Raw genomic sequence first — 16,009 nt, 5'->3', positions numbered from 1 at the left:
GTAACGGGTATGAATTAACAAGACACGCGTATGCATCCGGCTGCTTCGAAGTCTCGAATAGTTGGAGTACCTTCCGTTGTTAACGGACTTCCGCAGTCCATACAACGAATGCGACCTCTGAGGTAGATTTTGTAAATATATCCACCTCCTTTAATGTTTTGCTGTTCTTTTCGGTTTAGCGTCGTACCTAATTGTGTGATAGTTTGTATCATAGTGGCGATTTTTATTCCTATAGTATAGGGGTTAATGAAATTGAAATACTTATGAATGCTGTGGGTAATTTATTACTTGTCAGTATTCATTGTTTTTGAGGGTTGCATCATTAGAATGATAAAAGTTCCGTTACAACCTAGTGAGGCCTAAAAGTTGTAACGGAGAAGTTTTAACAAGCCACTCGATTACAACCTGAAAATTCAAGGTCGTAAATGGTGATTGGTTCTTCTGAAACAATGGGGTCATAACAATAAAAGCAGCGTGTTTCACCTCGGTTTTTAACGGTGTAATAGTAGCCACCACCTTTAATGTGTTGCTGTTCTTTTTTGTTTAAAATAGTTCCTAATTGATTGATAGTTTGTAACATAGTTAAATTTTTTTAAGTATTTACAAGGTAGTTATTCTTAAATACAATGGAGGTAGTTTATTGATACTCAAAGTAAGGGAACTCTCTATTTTTGAGTGAGTTCACCGCTTTGTGGTTTAAGAAAATGCCTAAGGTATAGGAAAAATAGTTTCAAAAGTAGCACAGGCAAGAGGTTTGAAATGCAGCTAGTTACGAAAATAGAACTAACTGTACTATGGATGAAAGGATTAAATAAGTGATGAGTTCGTCGGAATCCAGTACAGTTAGTTTTTAGATATCCTTTAACAACATGAAATTACAAATTAGGAATTGAGAATAGTACAGGAAAAACCCCTTATATTACAACTAAGCACTTTAAAAGGTAATGGAGGAACTTGAATTTCAGGAGAGTTAGCAGGGTATTTGATAATTTGGTATTTTTGATACAAAAATGATGTTGTGTTTGTGGCATGACCACAATTGCTATAAAAGTGATGAGTTGATGGAATTGATAGATGTTTAGAAAGTTTATTGAGAGCATGGAGGTAGTATAGGAGCAAACTTGGTATCGTGTAAACGAATCGCATTGATCTTTACCAAAGAAATGTGAAATGACATCCGTTTATGTTCTTAATTTTAGAGTTTTTATTTTCTGTCCTGAAAAAAACTGGAATTAGACTATTGGCGAATGGAGCTTACAGGTTTTAGAAAGGCTAAAGTTAATGCCGCTAACAAACGCACATCGTTAAATTAATATTGCCTATGAAGCATTCAATTGAACCTACCTTGTACATCTACGAATCTAGAAAATGGTTATGGTTTCTCATAGTCTTTGAGTTGGCGGTTATCGCTGTTTTTACTTGGGTGTTTATGAGTGGTCGGGATCATTCTTTTGGGTGGATATTACTAGTAGTAGCGCCTATATTGGGGTACTCGATATATAAGAAAATAAAAAAATTGCAAAAACCTCCTCAAAAAAAACTCGTCATCGCCATTGATGGCATCGGAATATATCCGAATACTTTTGTGTCATGGGATCGAGTTAGGTATGCTGGAACCAAGGTCAGGCACCAAGGAAGGTACGCAAAAATAGTAGTTGAGGTACAAACTGTTAATGGACAGCGTTATGTTTTGCCTACCATGGGCTTGACAAAAAACAGTTGGCAACTTCAAAAGCTCATTGAAAATTATCAGGACTATTATAAAAAGTATGTACGACCGATATACCATACAGTGGGGAAAACTATGGAAAAGTGATGAAGGTGTTTTTTGAGTAGAATGATAAGAGAAGCTTGTTTTTATGAAGTTTGCTAAAGGTGCAAGGTTAAAAAAGATGTGAAATAAATTGAATATGATGAACAAAAGAAAGAAAAAGAATTTGAGAAAGGGGTTGTTGCGTTTGGTTTGTGCATTGACCTTGATGCTATTGTGCTCACAGTGCGGCAGCTTTAAGAAAACCCCTCATGCATTTGAGCGGGTATATACAAAGGATATCTATCGAATTAATGGAGTGTATCGGTTGGCTCCTATGCAGGTGAACCCCGGATCTTCGCAACTGGCGAATCACAAATTTTATCGTGAGTATGGACGAAATGTGCGTGATACACTGCAATTGGATACGACAAAACAGCATAGTTTTAGGGTTAAAGTTTTGAATAAAAAGTTTTTGCGAATTGCTATACTCGAAGATACGGTTGTATTACGCACACAGAAATTAGCCTATCGTCTCAAAAATAATGATGGGTTTGTTTATATAAATAACGAGAATACCAAGGTATCAGGGATTCCCTATGTGTTTGGAGGGATTGATATTCGTAAAGTAAGAATAACCTTAGATGCTTCGGCTAACTTGGTGCTACAAGAGTACTATCGCGACGCAGGTGGCCTGTTGTTAGTATTGGGTGGAGCCAAAACCAGCGAAGGAATCTTTGTGTACGAAAGAGTAGGGAACGAGAATAAAAAACGAGTGATTGCTGAGAACAAGGATTCATTAGACCTCCTTCAAAAATTGCCTTCGAGAAAATTTAAATAGGAGTACTGTTTTGTAAGATTTTGAATCCTTTATATATAGCAGCGAATAGGAGCCTGATCTTAGTTCAGATAGGCTCCTTAGCATATAATTTCCGTTGTTTTTTTAACGACTATTAGGCGTTCAAGGCATCGGTTACCAATTGCGCTTCATTAGAAGGCTTCGCAAAGACAGCGTTGATTCCTGATATGATTGCGGAGTGTTCTCCACCTGCCATTGGAACTACGATACTGGTACCATTAAAGGCAACAAGACTTTGTCCTGGCGCTGCTTTTTGCTCAAAAGCGATGCGTGTGGCAGCTCCACTCATAGTTCCGTAAGGGCCGTAAGTGGTTCCGCTTTTACTCGTAAAGCTTATTTGTAACACACAGTGCCAACCGTACCATAATCCTGTATATCCTGAAACGGCGACAATAGGATCGTTTTGAGGAAGTTCAAACTGCTGCTCTTGCCCTCCATTACCTCCGTGTTGAGGTAAGGTAAATACACCTGTATTGTTGTTTTGAGTGCCAGTATTGTAGGGGCCGAAACCTGTATTTTGAGTTTGAATGGCATTCAGCACGTCTCCTGAACGCAGTGTTATTTTACTGATTGCCGGATTTCCAGCTGCATTGATTATAGGAGCATCGTTAAAAATAGCACTTGTTGAAGGTTGTAATAGCTGACTTAGTATCATGAATTGCGCCTGTTCAAATTGGAAGTTGCCCGAGTTAAAACGCCACATAAAAACATCCTGATAAGTGTATTGTTTGCCGTTAGCAATAAAGCCTTCAGTAACTTCGGAAGCTACTTGTTGTGCACTGCTATTTGGCGCGGCATTTCCAGGTTCAAATTGTGCGCCATAGCCAATTTTTTCAGGAGCAATGCCTTTCGATAAGAAGCTCGATAAAGGCATGCCGTCGTAAAATTGAGGCGTTACAAAATCGAAGGCTTCATTTACTGTTGGATAGTCAATAGTCGGAGTAGGCCACGCTGGGGTAAAAGATAAATAGTACTTGGTGGTTTGTTGGTCAAATACAGCGCGGATGGTACTGAAAAGTATTTTGAACTGCGCTTGGGTCATTTGTGTAGATACATCGCCTTCCCAATCTATATCCAAGCCGTTCATGCCGTTGGCCTGAAGGTAATTGACGAGATTATTGGCAAAATTGGTAGCTTCTGTGGTAGGGTTACCTCCAGGTTTAAAAATAGAAGCCAAAGTACTATTTCCGGAATACACCATAGTGGCCAGAAATTTTACGCTTGGATTTACCTGTCGCGCATCGCGCAGAATAAAGTTCAAATAGTCCTGATTGTGAAGTCCACCAGGGTGAGATGCATCCCCAATTTTGATGGTACTTCCTTGTGCAGCATTTGTTACTTCGAAAAAGGCAAGTCCTAGCATATTGACGTCGTTGTAGACCTTGTTATTGATTAACGATTGATAGCAACTGTCAGGGCTGTGGTAGTTTGTGTGTGGTGGCTCGTCTTCGTTAAGAAATATCCACGCATTTTGGCCGTAAGGTAATGAGTTGGTTGACATAGTATATAGTTTTAAAATTAGTTACAGTTTGTTTGTGTTATCGTTTGTGCTGAGAAGATGGATGCTTCATCGCTCTTTTAATTTCTTAACTGTTTTAGTGAGAAATTCGAGTGTTTGTTACTGCGATTATTCAGGAGTATAAAGTTCTGGAATTAAGTAGTGTTTACAGGAATTAATGGTATGAGCTGTAGATAATTGGGTACTAGCTAGTGCAGAGTATTCACAAGAGTAGGAGCTAGTTGTATAGAGTTTAGGTAAGAAACTCAATTGTGGTATCGTATACCTGTTAAAATGATGTGATGCTGTTAGTAGAATGTTTATTTTTGAGGCGCTATTCATTTGAAAAAATATACTGACTATGGAAAACAAAATGACTATTCGAAGCCTTGAATTTGGAGTGGAGAGCTGTTTTGAAGTGCAATCAAACAAAATAGGGATTTATTTATTGCTCGCTTTTATAAGCTTGACGTTTTTGGGCATATCCTACCTAGCTTTATCTGCGATCGATGAAAAATAGTTTTCTTCAGTGTTAATCATTATGATCTTGCTATTTTTTTTGGTTGGGTTACCGACTCGATATTTACTTTGGAATGTTTATGGGAAAGAATTGCTTGTTATTTCTAAACGTTCTGTGAGTTGGTGTCACGATTATGGTTGGGTAAGAACCAAATGGAAAACCGCAGTGTTCAGCGAGCTTATCTTGGAAGTCCTTGAAGTCCGAAAAGTGGATGAGGTTGAACAATACAGCATCGCGTTTTTGGATGTGGACAAAGAAACGGGGTTACCTGTCTTGATATACGAAACGAGTGTTGATATATCAAAAAAGGATTATTCGAAATTTAAGACCGTGCTACAGGCAGCGTTAAATCCGGATGTTGCAACGCCCTATGAGTTTACGTTTTCTCTCAATTAGCTATCAAGGAAGTATAGCAGCTTAAAAAAGTAACTTATGAAAAAGCAAATGATGAAAAAACTAGTCATTTTAGATTTGGATGAAACACTTATGTATGCAACCTCAACTCCTAAAACAGCCGCTTGGGATTTTGAATTGCCACCTTATAAAGTATACAAACGTCCATTTTTAGAAGAGTTTTTGACGGAACTCAAAGAGCATTATCGCATAGCAATATGGTCGTCAGCTTCTGATCAATATGTCGAGGAGATGGTTGCACATATAGTTCCTAAAAATTTTCCGCTGTGTTTTGTTTGGGGGCGGTCAAAATGTACTTTGGTTAGGTCTTTTGAGGAGATCAACGATATCGATTACACGGATCATTCACTGTATTTAAAGAATGTAAAAAAGGTGTACCGAAAAGGATATGCATCCAAAGAGTCAATTTTGATAGTTGACGATACTCAGAGTAAGCTCCGCCGTAATTATGGAAATGCAATATATCCTACTGCCTACCGAGGGAATCCTGCCGATGACGAGCTGAAAAAACTACTTCGCTACCTGATTAAAATTAAGAATGTATCAAATTTTAGATCGTTAGAAAAAAGAAATTGGAAGTCTCAGTTGTAATGGAGAGTGTAAATTTCTCGACAGCTAAACTCCTTTCGTTGGAGTATATCCATAAGTAATTATACTTCGTTGAAAACAATTATTATGTTATTTTCTTTGTGTTTTAGAGCATGAAACAGGACTGCTATTTTTGGTAGTGTTAAATGCTATTATTTGTAGTATTTTAAAAGGGAGTAGCTCTACCTAGTTGTTTTTGTTAATGTCTTGTTTATGAGTGTTTTGTTTTTTGTTTCGTTGGGCTTCTGTTCGTGGAAATAGGGTTGCTATAGTTAGTGGTTCTTTTTGCTATAATTTGTAGCAATGTTAGAGAGTGATTTTGCAAATGTTTTTTATGAGTAATGTGTTGCTTGTGAGGTGTTTGTTTTTTGAGGTGTAAAGTATATATCTCTTTTAGTAGGATTGCTATGGATGGTAGTTTGTTTTGCTATTATTTGTAGTTTTTTGTAAAAAGGTATTCCGTAATTCCGTGTATGAACGATACTAGAAGGTTCCGGTTCTTTGTCAGTCGGATAGAAGGTTATAACAGTCCCTCACAATAAAGTAAATGAAAACTTTGAGAATGGTATAGTTCGAATGGATTTTTTTAGTTTTACACGATGCATTAACTAGGATAGAACTATGAAAAATATTATTGTTACAGGGTGCAGCCGTGGTATAGGCTTGGCCATCGCAGCGAGGCTTGTAAAAAAATCGAATGTTAAAGTTATTGGGACGTCAACTTCCGGAAAGTGCGAATTGAATGCTCAAAATTTTAACTGTCGGTCACTAGATGTATCCAGTCCAAAATCTATAAGTGATTTTGTTAGTGAATTACAAGGGATAAAAATTGATTTCTTAATAAATAATGCTGGGATTCTTTTGGAAGACTGGGGGGATGCAGCGGTTAATTTTCAACAATTACGTCAAACTTTCGATGTTAATTTGTTCGGGACAATTGAACTCACCGAAAAGTTACTTCCACAAATGAACTCAGAGGCGCATATAGTGAACATTACTTCAGACTGGGGCTCTTTTAGTGAGCAAAATTTTGATGCTTTTCAGCCGCATTACAAAATGTCCAAGGCGGCTTTAAACATGTATACCAAATTACTTGCCAAGCGTTTTGAGCATAGGCTTATTGTTTCGGCTTTTGATCCGGGTTGGACGCAAACAGATATGGGAGGTCATGAGGCATCCCGAACACCAGCAGAGGTGGCAATAGATATGGAACAATTGATAGAGCGAGTTCCAGAAAGTGGCCATTTTTGGCATCGTGGAAATATTCGAGAGTGGTAAGTGCTAACCGCTTGTAAAAGGTCGAATTACAGCGGTTTTTGTACTGCTAAGAAGGCGAATTATAGGAAGTACAGCTGGTTGTATTCAGTGTTTTCCTTTTTTATTTGATGGTGTAAAGAGCAAAAAAAAAAAAGCGAACGTACGTTCGCTTTTACTTGGAGTTTATAATTTATTTTCTCTTGTACACATAGGTAAATTCCTTACCGTGTTCTTTATCTGTAAACCTAAAACTATTATTGTTGTTACTAAAAGTCAACTTACGCAAGCTTGGTTTTGTATCTCCTTGTATGGTAATCCCATACGTAGTATCACCGTGTTTACTCCACACTCCCGTTGCGGTACCGTCATCTACACATTTGTTTTCATAAAATTCAAAGGAAGCAATGGAAATCGATTTGTCTTCTTTAACGATAAAAGTGGTCTTTTTTTCACAATCGCTAACTTCTTTTCCTTGTAATGAAAATTTGTACCAGGTTCCTATAAAAGGATCTTTAAGGTCTTGGTCGTTATCTGTACAGGCAGTCAGGAAGCACAAGGTAAGTGCTAAGAGCATTAATTTTTTCATAATAACAAATTTTTAAAACGCGAAAGTAGTAAAATACAAACGAAAATATCAAAACTAGATGACTTCTTTTACAGCTTAACAGGAGGAAGGGGGGGATGTTGCAAATTCTTGGTTTCCAGAAAGAGTATCGGTTGTTGTTGAACTATTTTGAGTGTTGTTGTGTCGCGCTAGTACTCAAAAGGTGTCGTCCGATAACGTGTGTTAGTATTGCGGCAATACTACCATAGAGGAGAAAACCGAGATGTATGCCTAGAATAGGGAGCCCGCAAGCTACTTTATGCTCCTGATTCGGATAGAAAAATGGAGGAATGATGAAATTATAGAGTAGTATAACGATTAGTAAAATTATAAAATCGGGGAAGTAGCGAGAACCTTGTTGGGAGCGTTGAGAAAGCAATTTCTTTTTTAAAAAGTAACAGGCTAATTGAATCAAAGAGATAAGAAAAAGGACACCGAATACCATGAGCAATTTGTATTTGATTCCAAAAATAGTGAATTTGGAATAAATTTTCGAGCTATTTCAAGAGTAAGGAACAGGGTACTCTGACATTTAGTATTTTTAGAGGAACAAAGCAGTTTAAATTGGATACTGTGGCAGCATCGTTATGGAGTGATGAGGTTGTCGAGATAACTCCTAAACGGATTCTGTGAAAATATTTCAATAGTGATGCATGACTATTGTATTTTTTGGCGATTTCAGTGGCTAAAACACAACCATAAGAATATAAAAAATCCCCCAATTCTACTAAAAAGAAAAAGGGGATTGACAACGTAATTAGGTTATACCCCAAATGGAGCTACTCGAACACAGCATCTAAACTGAGGTTCTAAGCCCATATATTGTTCGTAAGTGACAAAAGCACCATACGGAAAGCCTGTCATTAATTTACAAGTTCTACCATTACACGATTGGTTTCCTCCATTAATAGCTTTTTTTTCTGAATTGTCTAAGGTAGTTCCTAAGTTTGAAATATTCTTTAGCATAATATAAATTTTTAAGTGAGGTAAACTTATTAATTAAAGGTATGAAAGAGCGCGGTAAATTGTTACAATAAGTAAGGTTTTTCCTTATTTAACATTTAAAGTATTAAAAGGTGCTTTGAGTGAGAACGCTAAAAAAGCCCGGGAGTATACCAAAGCTTTTTTAACGAACTATTTTGCTTTAAAAATGTGCTTTAGCAAGAAATAGGATGCTAGAAACAAAAATAGGTAGCTGATATAGATGAGTATTTTTACTGTTTCTAGTGTTTTCATTTTAATATAAAGTGTTCCTAAATAACTAGTAAAAGCCAATAAATAAAAGCTAATGGTGTATATAATATACTTGTGTTTCTGCATAATACGAGTATTACTTGCAAATTTCAAGATCCTCCGTACCATCCGGACGCAATACGATATCACATTTGCCACAACCTGTTTCTTCGACAATCATGTTACTCCATTCTGCAACCAAACACATCATATAAGCTCCGGTTGAGCAAGGTAGCCAGTCACATAAAACAGCAACCAAAGGATCGTCATCTTGATCTTTTAAATACTTAAAGCAGTCGTCAAAGGTGTTAAAGCAATAAAAAGGGTCCTTGTTAGCTCTGGCATACGCTGTAGTTGGATCCAGATGTTGATTTCTAAATTGCGTGTACTGTTGTTCGGTAAATCCATTGAACAAGGAATGAGATGACTTTTTACCCGTTTTGATATTTATGATTTCAAGGAATTTGAGCTCATTTTGTAAATCAAAACCGTAACGTAAATACATAGCAGTACGAAGACGCTTGTCGTTTAGTTTATAGTCTGAATACAGTAGGTAATTCTCAATTTTAAACTGGTCAACAACCGCGTTGTTTTCTTGTTTAAGCACGTGGAAGTTGTTACCTTGGTAGTTGAAAACTCCTTTCTGAGCAAACCTAACACTGCTGTTATCGCTAACTTGTCTATTGGGGCTGGCGGCGTAATAATCAATATTTTGTGAGATTAACTTTTCGGCGTATCGAATACCTTTTGAAGCGTCGATTTGTTGTTCTTCGTTGGATTCACAGCTGCTGAAGAGTAAACTAAGGATTCCGAGAATCAAAAGTGTAGTAAGATTAAAATTTTTCATATGTATTTTATTTTTATTTAGACAAATTTAAAATAAAATACTTGCAAATAGGTAAGCCAGTGACTTACTTTAAGTAGGTCATTGACTTACTTTTTCAAAATTGTGGCTCCATTGAGTAAGGAGGATACCTATTGTTTTCAATACAAAAAAGCGAACGATAGTTCGCTTTTTTGATGTACTAGTTAAGCATCCTCTTGTAGTAGGTTTAGATTCAAATATCAACCAGTTTTTTATAGGGACTCCATGCCTTTTGGTTTAACAGGCTCCCATGGCTCCACAAAGTTGACTGATTACCCATTCTACCTTTGCGCCAGGGGTCATCATAATTCCTTTTACTTTTCCTATAGGTAAATGTACAATGGCAGCAATAGCTCCCATGCATACGGTTCTCCCTCCTGGAACATCTAAGCAGGCTGCGATAGCAGCACCTGCAGATATGTTTAATGCCGACTTACAAGCGATGCAACCAGGACTTTCACATTCAGCAAAAACGCGTTCCGGATCAATGCCAGGATGAGCAATAGCCGATAAAAAGTGCTTTTTTACTTCCGGATTGGCTTCGAAAAAATGAGCGTTCACATAGTCGGGGTTGTCTACTTTTAGCCCTAATTCAGCAAAAACTTTTGCTGGGTACTTTAAAGCCTCTTTACACAGTTCGCTGTTTCCCATTATTGTTTTGAATACAGCAATAACATCGCTGAATCGTTCTAGTTTGTTCTCCATTATAATATGTTTTTAGTTTGATATTGTTGAAGTTGCTATCCTTCTTTGTCATTAAAATCAAGGGGATATCCTCGTGTATTTTTGATTAGCTAACAGGTCAAAAGTGAAAATTATACGCGATTTTTTTTTCGTAAATGTATTAAAGGAGCATTTTTTGGTAACGAGGAGTATAGTATGCAGTAGGAGAAATGTATTTCTTGAGGTAAGGAGCAAACGTGCTTATAAATAATGGCAATAGAGTAGCGAGTCGTTGAAATGAATAAAACTACAATAATTGATATGGCAAATCTGTAAGGAATGCGGGTAGCAAGGTATCTTAAGCAAGATGAATAAAAAAAAGCGAACCGAAGTTCGCTTTATGTGGACTACATTCCACAGGCCCATCTTTTACCGTAGAATCCTATTAGACATGAACCAGGACAGTGCTCCTGACATTCAGCAAGAGAGTTCCAAATACCTCTTTTAATAGCTTGTTGTTCATTTTTGTTTAGTGTTTCACCTAGGTTTGAAATGTTCTTTAACATAATAATTAGATTTTTAAAATTTCTCAAAGCTAGCTTAAACTTACTGGGTATTTGTCTTAAAATCAATACAAAAAGTAGGGTTTTCCCTTGTTTGGCTTCGATGTGTTGAATATAATTTAATAGGGGGCATGCTGCGTTTTATGTACTAATAATCCGCTGTGTTTTGCTAAATAAACCTCTTAAAAGTTAAAGTACTGCTAAGGTTTGTGAGCCTAGTTACGGAGTTGCGTTAAATTGCTATTAAAGTCATGAGCGTGTTGGGTTTAAGCAAGGGGACTTGGTTACTTTCGTCTTTTTTAAAGTAAATATTATGATTCAAAAAATACTCTATTTAGTTAATTTTAGTCTCCTAATTTTTGTAACTAAATTTTCTTTTGCTCAGGTAACTCTGCAAGGGGTGGTGATGGATACAAACGAGAAACCAATTCCTTATGCGAACATTGTAGTTACTACTAAAAAACTAGGAACCTTCTCTGATGAAACAGGTAGGTTTGAATTGAAAACAACTCATTTAGAAGGTACTACTGTTGTTGCGTTTTCTTGTTTAGGATTTAAAACAGAAGAGCGCTCTGTAAAACAGCTATTAGACGGAGGTTCAAAGATTATGTTAAAAGAGAAAGAAAAACGGTTGGATGAGGTAGTGCTGCAAGTCAGAAAATTGAAGACGTACAAAAAGGGAAAAACGAGGTTCAAAAATACAGATCTCATTCGATATGGGAGTAGTTTTCGAGAAGCTGCTTGGAACCAACCAGGACACGAGTTGGGAATGAAGTTTTCATTGGGGAGTAGCAAAACAAGTCATTTAAAGGAAGTAGCATTTTACATCAAAAGGAATGCTTTTAAGCATGCCGTTGTTAGGCTTAACATATATAGTTTAAAGCAAGGGAAGCCTATGAAAAAACTGAGCAATGTTATTGTAAAATTAAAGGATTATTTTACAGGCTGGAAAACTGTAGCTCTTTCAGAATTAGGATTACGGGTAAAAGAGGATGTAGTATTGAGCATCGAGTTTCTGAATGGGAGTCCGAAGTGCTATACAAACCCTGGGGGTTGCGGATTGTTCCTCTCGTATTATCCAACGTGGTTTAGTCCGCCTATGTATTCGAAGGCAGGGGTGAATTCAAGTTGGGAAGTAGCTAAAGGTCGGTCCTTGACCATGACATTAAGCTACAAGCAATAAATAGTAGTGTTTTATTAGAGGACTTATGAACGTATAAAATGCGATGTGGATGAGAATTGTAGTATCTTGTCAGGCGACCTTGAAAATGGACCACCTTTAAAAATTGCTAAGAAATGAATAACAAGTTACAACCGCTACATACGAGTATATTATTAATATTGGGAGTTAATTTTTTAACTTCAATGGTTTGTGGGGTAGGGCTGCAAAGTAAGATAACGACAATACTTGTCTTGGGACTTATAAGCACGGGTATCGTATTGTTTTACACTTATGTAAAACCCTTTAAAAGATGTTCTTACTACTACTCAATATACATGTTTTGGGTGGTGATGCTCGGTGTGGGCTGGCTGTTACGTGGAATTGTTGGAGCAATATTGTTTTCTGTAGTAAGCTACCCTATATTTCCCGATACTACGTGCTATGAAAATCAGCAATGGAAAGTTGTGGAACCTTTTTCAGGGGTAATGGGAGCTTGTTGTAATTATCAGTTAAAAGAAAAAATAGGACTTTTCCTTGAAAAAAATAGTACCAAATTTCGAGTAGAGGCCCCAATTATAATAAAGGATGTATTTTTACAAACCGCAACATCCGAGTATTTGGTAGAATATGAGCTGCCCGATGGTAGCAGAGCGGTAAAAAAACTCACCGTTCAACAAGCTGAATACAACCAATAAGTAGCTTTAAATTACTGTTATCTATGAGAAAGAAGATGCCGTTTTTGGGCATTGCTATTGTGCTCGTTATTGTTTTTATAGTGTTTTACCCATTACAGTTTAATTTATACGAATTGCTGAAGGTAAAACGCTATGTAGACTATGTAATAGTGCCGAGTTATGCGGTACTTGTTTTGTACGATATAGTCAGAAATATTCGTAAAGGAGAAAAGGACTGGTTGAAGTATTTGGTCGACTTTAGTACCACCACTGCGGTGCTAGCTGTGGTATACTATTTTTTGATTCGCGGTTTTATAGCCTTTTTGCTATTGTTCATCAATAGTGTGTTGGATGTTACGGATCCCGTAACTGTCCAGGGAAAGGTGGTAGAAATTGTCGATATCGTAGGTACAGGAAATAGTTTAGGAACCTATGAATTGGTGGTAGTACAGGACGGTAAAGAGTACGTATTTGAGTCCAATCACTTTACTCTAGCTAATTATAAGGTGGGGACTGTTTTTAACGAAGAGTTTCAACGAGGTATTCTCGGTATTTTGTACAAGAAATAAAGTGGGAAGCAACGCAATTTTTTTTGAATGCCCTTTTGCTACCATAGCAATAGCAAGAAATTTCGATTAAACTGTTCTTTGGGGTTGATTTACAGGTTTTTTTGGGTGAATATTACGAAGTCAGCCACTGCCACCACGGAAAATACAAAAGGATACCTGCAGCAAAAGAGCCGATAATGTTGTAGCCGATGTATTGCCATTTTTCTCTTTGAAATAATGATATCAAGGTAAAAATAAAGGCGAGCAACGTTATGGCTATACCAATGAGAAGGACGTCGTGCAAGGCGTGTTGAAGGCTAAATAAAGCTCGGTTTTTTCCTGAAGACTTCGTGAATTTTAAGACTAAATCTACTTGCATTACAAGGCCCAATACGAAGACAATACTGTTTAAAACTAGGGCTATTAGGGTACTTTTCTTGAATTTTGATTGATGTTTTGTAGGAAGTAGCTTTTTCATGAAGTGAAAGTACTAAAATTTATTTTTCGAAGAAACTGAGGTTTAAGCACAGCATATTCTTTTATTAACGTGGTTAAACAGCTAGAAATTCCATTTTTGTATTTGCAAGAATTTGTGGGCACTAAACACCCTCCACAACTGATGTTATAAGGGCATATTCCCGCAGGCTAAAATAGATCAATACCATAGAAAGGTTATTGATAAGGTTCTTAAGAGTGAATGCTATTGCTCTCTCTTAAATTCTCTGTAAAATAGCCTCATAGGAAACAAGTTAATATAGAGGGGGAGGCTTACTGCTTTAGAGGAAAACTATTTTTTAGGAGCCGGTATAGGTGAAGAGGTATCTGACGAATATTCGAAGTGCGCTATAGCGTTGTATCTCTACATCAAAGGAGTTAAATATGCCACCAGTGAGCGCTCATGACACAGCCAATAAAATAGCACTAAAAGCAAATACAAGGGGAGATTAAATAAAGTAGTCCCGGAGTTTGCCATTGATTAAAACAAAAACATTGTTGGAATTCCGGTAATATTTGTGAAAGTGGCGTACTAATTAGTATTACAGCTAAAAGCAGTCCCGTAAGTTTGACAAAAAGTGGGTGTTTTTTCGTAGAGATAACATCCGAAAAGGGGAGTAGATTTTCATTTTTCATAGTGTAAAGTTACTAAAATAATTAGAACCTTATTTTGTTAACTTAGCGGAGTGAGGCTCCATTATTTTTTATGGAGCTGAAACAGCGTGTATTCAATAAAATGTAAAAAATAACTAAAACACAAGTTGAAAATGGAAAAGCTATTTGTTTACGGAACCTTAGGACCCGGTCGTCCTAATGAGCATATTTTAAAAAATATAGGAGGCACATGGAAAGATGCCTTTGTTTTTGGAGAATTATTTGAAGAAGGTTGGGGGGCAGAAAAAGGATTTCCAGGAATACGCTTTGAAAACAAAGTTGCTAAAGTTCGGGGCTTTGTATTCTATTCAGAGAACTTAAAGGATCACTGGAAGGAGTTGGATGCGTTTGAGGGGGCGACCTACCAACGGATAAAAACCGAGGTAACTCTCATCGATACAGAAGAAGTAATCGAAGTGGATGTGTATGCCTTAAAATAGAGAGGAAGTGTGTTGATATCTAAAGGTTGGGCTGTGTTTTTGTTGAGAATGGCGCAGACCCAAGAACTTCGCGTTCGTTTGAATGAGTAAAAACTGGTATAGCAAAAATTGTAAAGATGATAAAGGGACTCCTAAAGATGACCGTACTTTTTAACTGTTTAACAGTACCTATTTATATATTGTTTTTAATAGATATCGGAAAAAAGCAAGTATATAGAAACGAGTATACACTTACGGAGGCACGTATAAAAACTGTTGAATACGACACTGATGAAGGGCATACAACGATTGCAGTCGACTATTGCATTCTGAAAGACACTGCTACTATTGGGCGTGTTGATTTTTCGTTGGGATCAAAGGAGTATCTTCATTTTTCTGACCAAAAGGAAAAAGGAATCGTTTGGGAAATTTTCGGGACTAAAACACCGGCGGATGTAGGAGATGTTATTTGGGTGTGGCATAATGACCATGCTGTCGATTTTTATGCCTTGGGTAAAAAAGATACTTTTAATCGTATTGCAGCACAACTGAACCGCGACTTTATCATATTTTCACTGTTACTCATTTTGGGAGTAATTTCGATATACAAGTTTCACAGTATCATGAGGTATTTGACCTAAGAACATGGAATTGATGTGTTTTGTATGGCGATTTTGAAGGGTACGAATAAATAAAAAAAAACTCCAAATTCCCAATGTTGATAGGGTTTTGGAGTTTGTTGTAGCGAAGACGGGATTTGAACCCGTGACCTCAGGGTTATGAATCCTGCGCTCTAACCAACTGAGCTACCTCGCCTGATTGCGGGTGCAAATATAGCAACATTTTTTAGTTATGCAATAAAACCAGCCCGTCAATTGCGAAAGAATTGGTAAGTTTTACGTTTTTAGTAAGTTAGGGATTTAACAGTTGTTGCTAAGGATACGACTGTTTTTTGAACAGGCGATTTAATGTTGAAAACTAGTGTAGGATTTGGTAAAAACCGTCTTTTTTTTGTGTGGTACAAACCAGAAACAACTGGGAGTTCTAAACTGAATTTCTCCTAAAATGAAGGAGGAAGTATACTGTTAAATCATAGTTTTTCTAAAAAGAAAAAACTCCAAATTCCCAGTGTTTATAGGGTTTTGGAGTTTATTGTAGCGAAGACGGGATTTGAACCCGTGACCTCAGGGTTATGAATCCTGCGCTCTAACCAACTGAGCTACCTCGCCTGATTGCGGGTGCA

Annotated in this window: 19 protein-coding genes and 2 tRNA genes; 10 read left to right on the top strand and 11 right to left on the bottom strand. The window is 37.0% G+C overall.

What is annotated here, in order from left to right; translation table 11 throughout:
* Positions 1-14 precede the first annotated feature (14 nt).
* Both ACXAG7_RS18665 and ACXAG7_RS18660 read right to left on the bottom strand, forming a co-directional pair.
* Positions 15-212: a hypothetical protein gene (locus ACXAG7_RS18665; RefSeq protein WP_476667762.1), complete on the bottom strand. Its 198-nt coding sequence runs from the start codon at positions 210-212 to the stop codon at positions 15-17.
* A gap of 170 nt (positions 213-382) precedes the next feature.
* Positions 383-580: a hypothetical protein gene (locus ACXAG7_RS18660; RefSeq protein WP_408044559.1), complete on the bottom strand. Its 198-nt coding sequence runs from the start codon at positions 578-580 to the stop codon at positions 383-385.
* Positions 581-1,321: 741 nt separating this feature from the next.
* On the opposite strand from ACXAG7_RS18660, the gene ACXAG7_RS18655 reads away from it, so the two are divergent.
* Together ACXAG7_RS18655 and ACXAG7_RS18650 are read left to right on the top strand one after the other, a co-directional pair.
* Complete coding sequence (locus ACXAG7_RS18655) at positions 1,322-1,816, top strand: hypothetical protein (RefSeq protein ID WP_476667761.1); 495 nt, start codon at positions 1,322-1,324, stop codon at positions 1,814-1,816.
* Positions 1,817-1,910: 94 nt separating this feature from the next.
* Entirely contained in the window at positions 1,911-2,591 is a 681-nt protein-coding gene (locus ACXAG7_RS18650) for a hypothetical protein (RefSeq protein WP_476667760.1), read from the top strand.
* A 112-nt stretch (positions 2,592-2,703) separates the two neighbouring features.
* On the opposite strand, the gene ACXAG7_RS18645 is transcribed toward ACXAG7_RS18650, so the two are convergent.
* Entirely contained in the window at positions 2,704-4,110 is a 1,407-nt protein-coding gene (locus tag ACXAG7_RS18645; RefSeq protein ID WP_476667759.1) for a glycosyl hydrolase family 18 protein, read from the bottom strand.
* 538 nt (positions 4,111-4,648) lie between these two features.
* Between ACXAG7_RS18645 and ACXAG7_RS18640 the strand changes: the two genes are divergently transcribed.
* The 3 genes from ACXAG7_RS18640 to ACXAG7_RS18630 all read left to right on the top strand — a co-directional run bounded on the left by ACXAG7_RS18640 (position 4,649) and on the right by ACXAG7_RS18630 (position 6,907).
* Entirely contained in the window at positions 4,649-5,023 is a 375-nt protein-coding gene (locus tag ACXAG7_RS18640) for a hypothetical protein (RefSeq protein WP_476667758.1), read from the top strand.
* Positions 5,024-5,059: 36 nt separating this feature from the next.
* Positions 5,060-5,632 carry an NIF family HAD-type phosphatase gene (locus ACXAG7_RS18635; protein ID WP_408044554.1) on the top strand — a complete coding sequence of 191 codons (573 nt, stop codon included), beginning with the start codon at positions 5,060-5,062 and terminating at the stop codon, positions 5,630-5,632.
* 618 nt (positions 5,633-6,250) lie between these two features.
* Complete coding sequence (locus tag ACXAG7_RS18630) at positions 6,251-6,907, top strand: SDR family NAD(P)-dependent oxidoreductase (protein ID WP_476667757.1); 657 nt, start codon at positions 6,251-6,253, stop codon at positions 6,905-6,907.
* A gap of 169 nt (positions 6,908-7,076) precedes the next feature.
* Here the strand turns inward: ACXAG7_RS18630 and ACXAG7_RS18625 are convergent, their stop codons facing one another.
* From ACXAG7_RS18625 to ACXAG7_RS18605, 5 genes are all read right to left on the bottom strand, one after another.
* Positions 7,077-7,472, bottom strand: coding sequence for a hypothetical protein (locus ACXAG7_RS18625; RefSeq protein WP_408044552.1), 396 nt, complete (start codon positions 7,470-7,472; stop codon positions 7,077-7,079).
* A 780-nt stretch (positions 7,473-8,252) separates the two neighbouring features.
* Positions 8,253-8,456: a hypothetical protein gene (locus ACXAG7_RS18620; protein WP_408044551.1), complete on the bottom strand. Its 204-nt coding sequence runs from the start codon at positions 8,454-8,456 to the stop codon at positions 8,253-8,255.
* Positions 8,457-8,820: 364 nt separating this feature from the next.
* Positions 8,821-9,570, bottom strand: coding sequence for a hypothetical protein (locus ACXAG7_RS18615; RefSeq protein WP_476667756.1), 750 nt, complete (start codon positions 9,568-9,570; stop codon positions 8,821-8,823).
* 255 nt (positions 9,571-9,825) lie between these two features.
* Positions 9,826-10,293, bottom strand: a complete 468-nt coding sequence (locus ACXAG7_RS18610; RefSeq protein ID WP_476667755.1) for a hypothetical protein — start codon at positions 10,291-10,293, stop codon at positions 9,826-9,828.
* A gap of 365 nt (positions 10,294-10,658) precedes the next feature.
* On the bottom strand, positions 10,659-10,817 hold the full coding sequence (locus ACXAG7_RS18605) for a hypothetical protein (RefSeq protein ID WP_476667754.1): 159 nt from the start codon (positions 10,815-10,817) through the stop codon (positions 10,659-10,661).
* Positions 10,818-11,127: 310 nt separating this feature from the next.
* On the opposite strand from ACXAG7_RS18605, the gene ACXAG7_RS18600 reads away from it, so the two are divergent.
* The 3 genes from ACXAG7_RS18600 (at position 11,128) to ACXAG7_RS18590 (ending at position 13,219) form a co-directional block, all read left to right on the top strand.
* On the top strand, positions 11,128-11,997 hold the full coding sequence (locus ACXAG7_RS18600; protein WP_476667753.1) for a carboxypeptidase-like regulatory domain-containing protein: 870 nt from the start codon (positions 11,128-11,130) through the stop codon (positions 11,995-11,997).
* Between the two features lie 113 nt (positions 11,998-12,110).
* Entirely contained in the window at positions 12,111-12,671 is a 561-nt protein-coding gene (locus ACXAG7_RS18595) for a hypothetical protein (RefSeq protein WP_476667752.1), read from the top strand.
* Between the two features lie 23 nt (positions 12,672-12,694).
* A complete protein-coding gene (locus ACXAG7_RS18590; RefSeq protein ID WP_476667751.1) occupies positions 12,695-13,219 on the top strand; it encodes a hypothetical protein in 525 nt (174 codons plus the stop codon).
* 112 nt (positions 13,220-13,331) lie between these two features.
* On the opposite strand, the gene ACXAG7_RS18585 is transcribed toward ACXAG7_RS18590, so the two are convergent.
* Positions 13,332-13,676, bottom strand: a complete 345-nt coding sequence (locus ACXAG7_RS18585; protein WP_476667750.1) for a hypothetical protein — start codon at positions 13,674-13,676, stop codon at positions 13,332-13,334.
* Positions 13,677-14,460: 784 nt separating this feature from the next.
* On the opposite strand from ACXAG7_RS18585, the gene ACXAG7_RS18580 reads away from it, so the two are divergent.
* A complete protein-coding gene (locus tag ACXAG7_RS18580; protein WP_476667749.1) occupies positions 14,461-14,787 on the top strand; it encodes a gamma-glutamylcyclotransferase family protein in 327 nt (108 codons plus the stop codon).
* A gap of 116 nt (positions 14,788-14,903) precedes the next feature.
* Positions 14,904-15,407, top strand: a complete 504-nt coding sequence (locus ACXAG7_RS18575; protein ID WP_476667748.1) for a hypothetical protein — start codon at positions 14,904-14,906, stop codon at positions 15,405-15,407.
* Positions 15,408-15,508: 101 nt separating this feature from the next.
* On the opposite strand, the gene ACXAG7_RS18570 is transcribed toward ACXAG7_RS18575, so the two are convergent.
* Positions 15,509-15,582: transfer RNA gene (locus tag ACXAG7_RS18570), tRNA-Met, on the bottom strand.
* A gap of 339 nt (positions 15,583-15,921) precedes the next feature.
* Positions 15,922-15,995: transfer RNA gene (locus ACXAG7_RS18565), tRNA-Met, on the bottom strand.
* Between the last annotated feature and the right edge of the window lie 14 nt (positions 15,996-16,009).

It is taken from the genome of Tenacibaculum sp. AWR4_210 (genome assembly GCF_056160945.1).
This window is presented reverse-complemented; position numbering and strand designations above follow the sequence as displayed.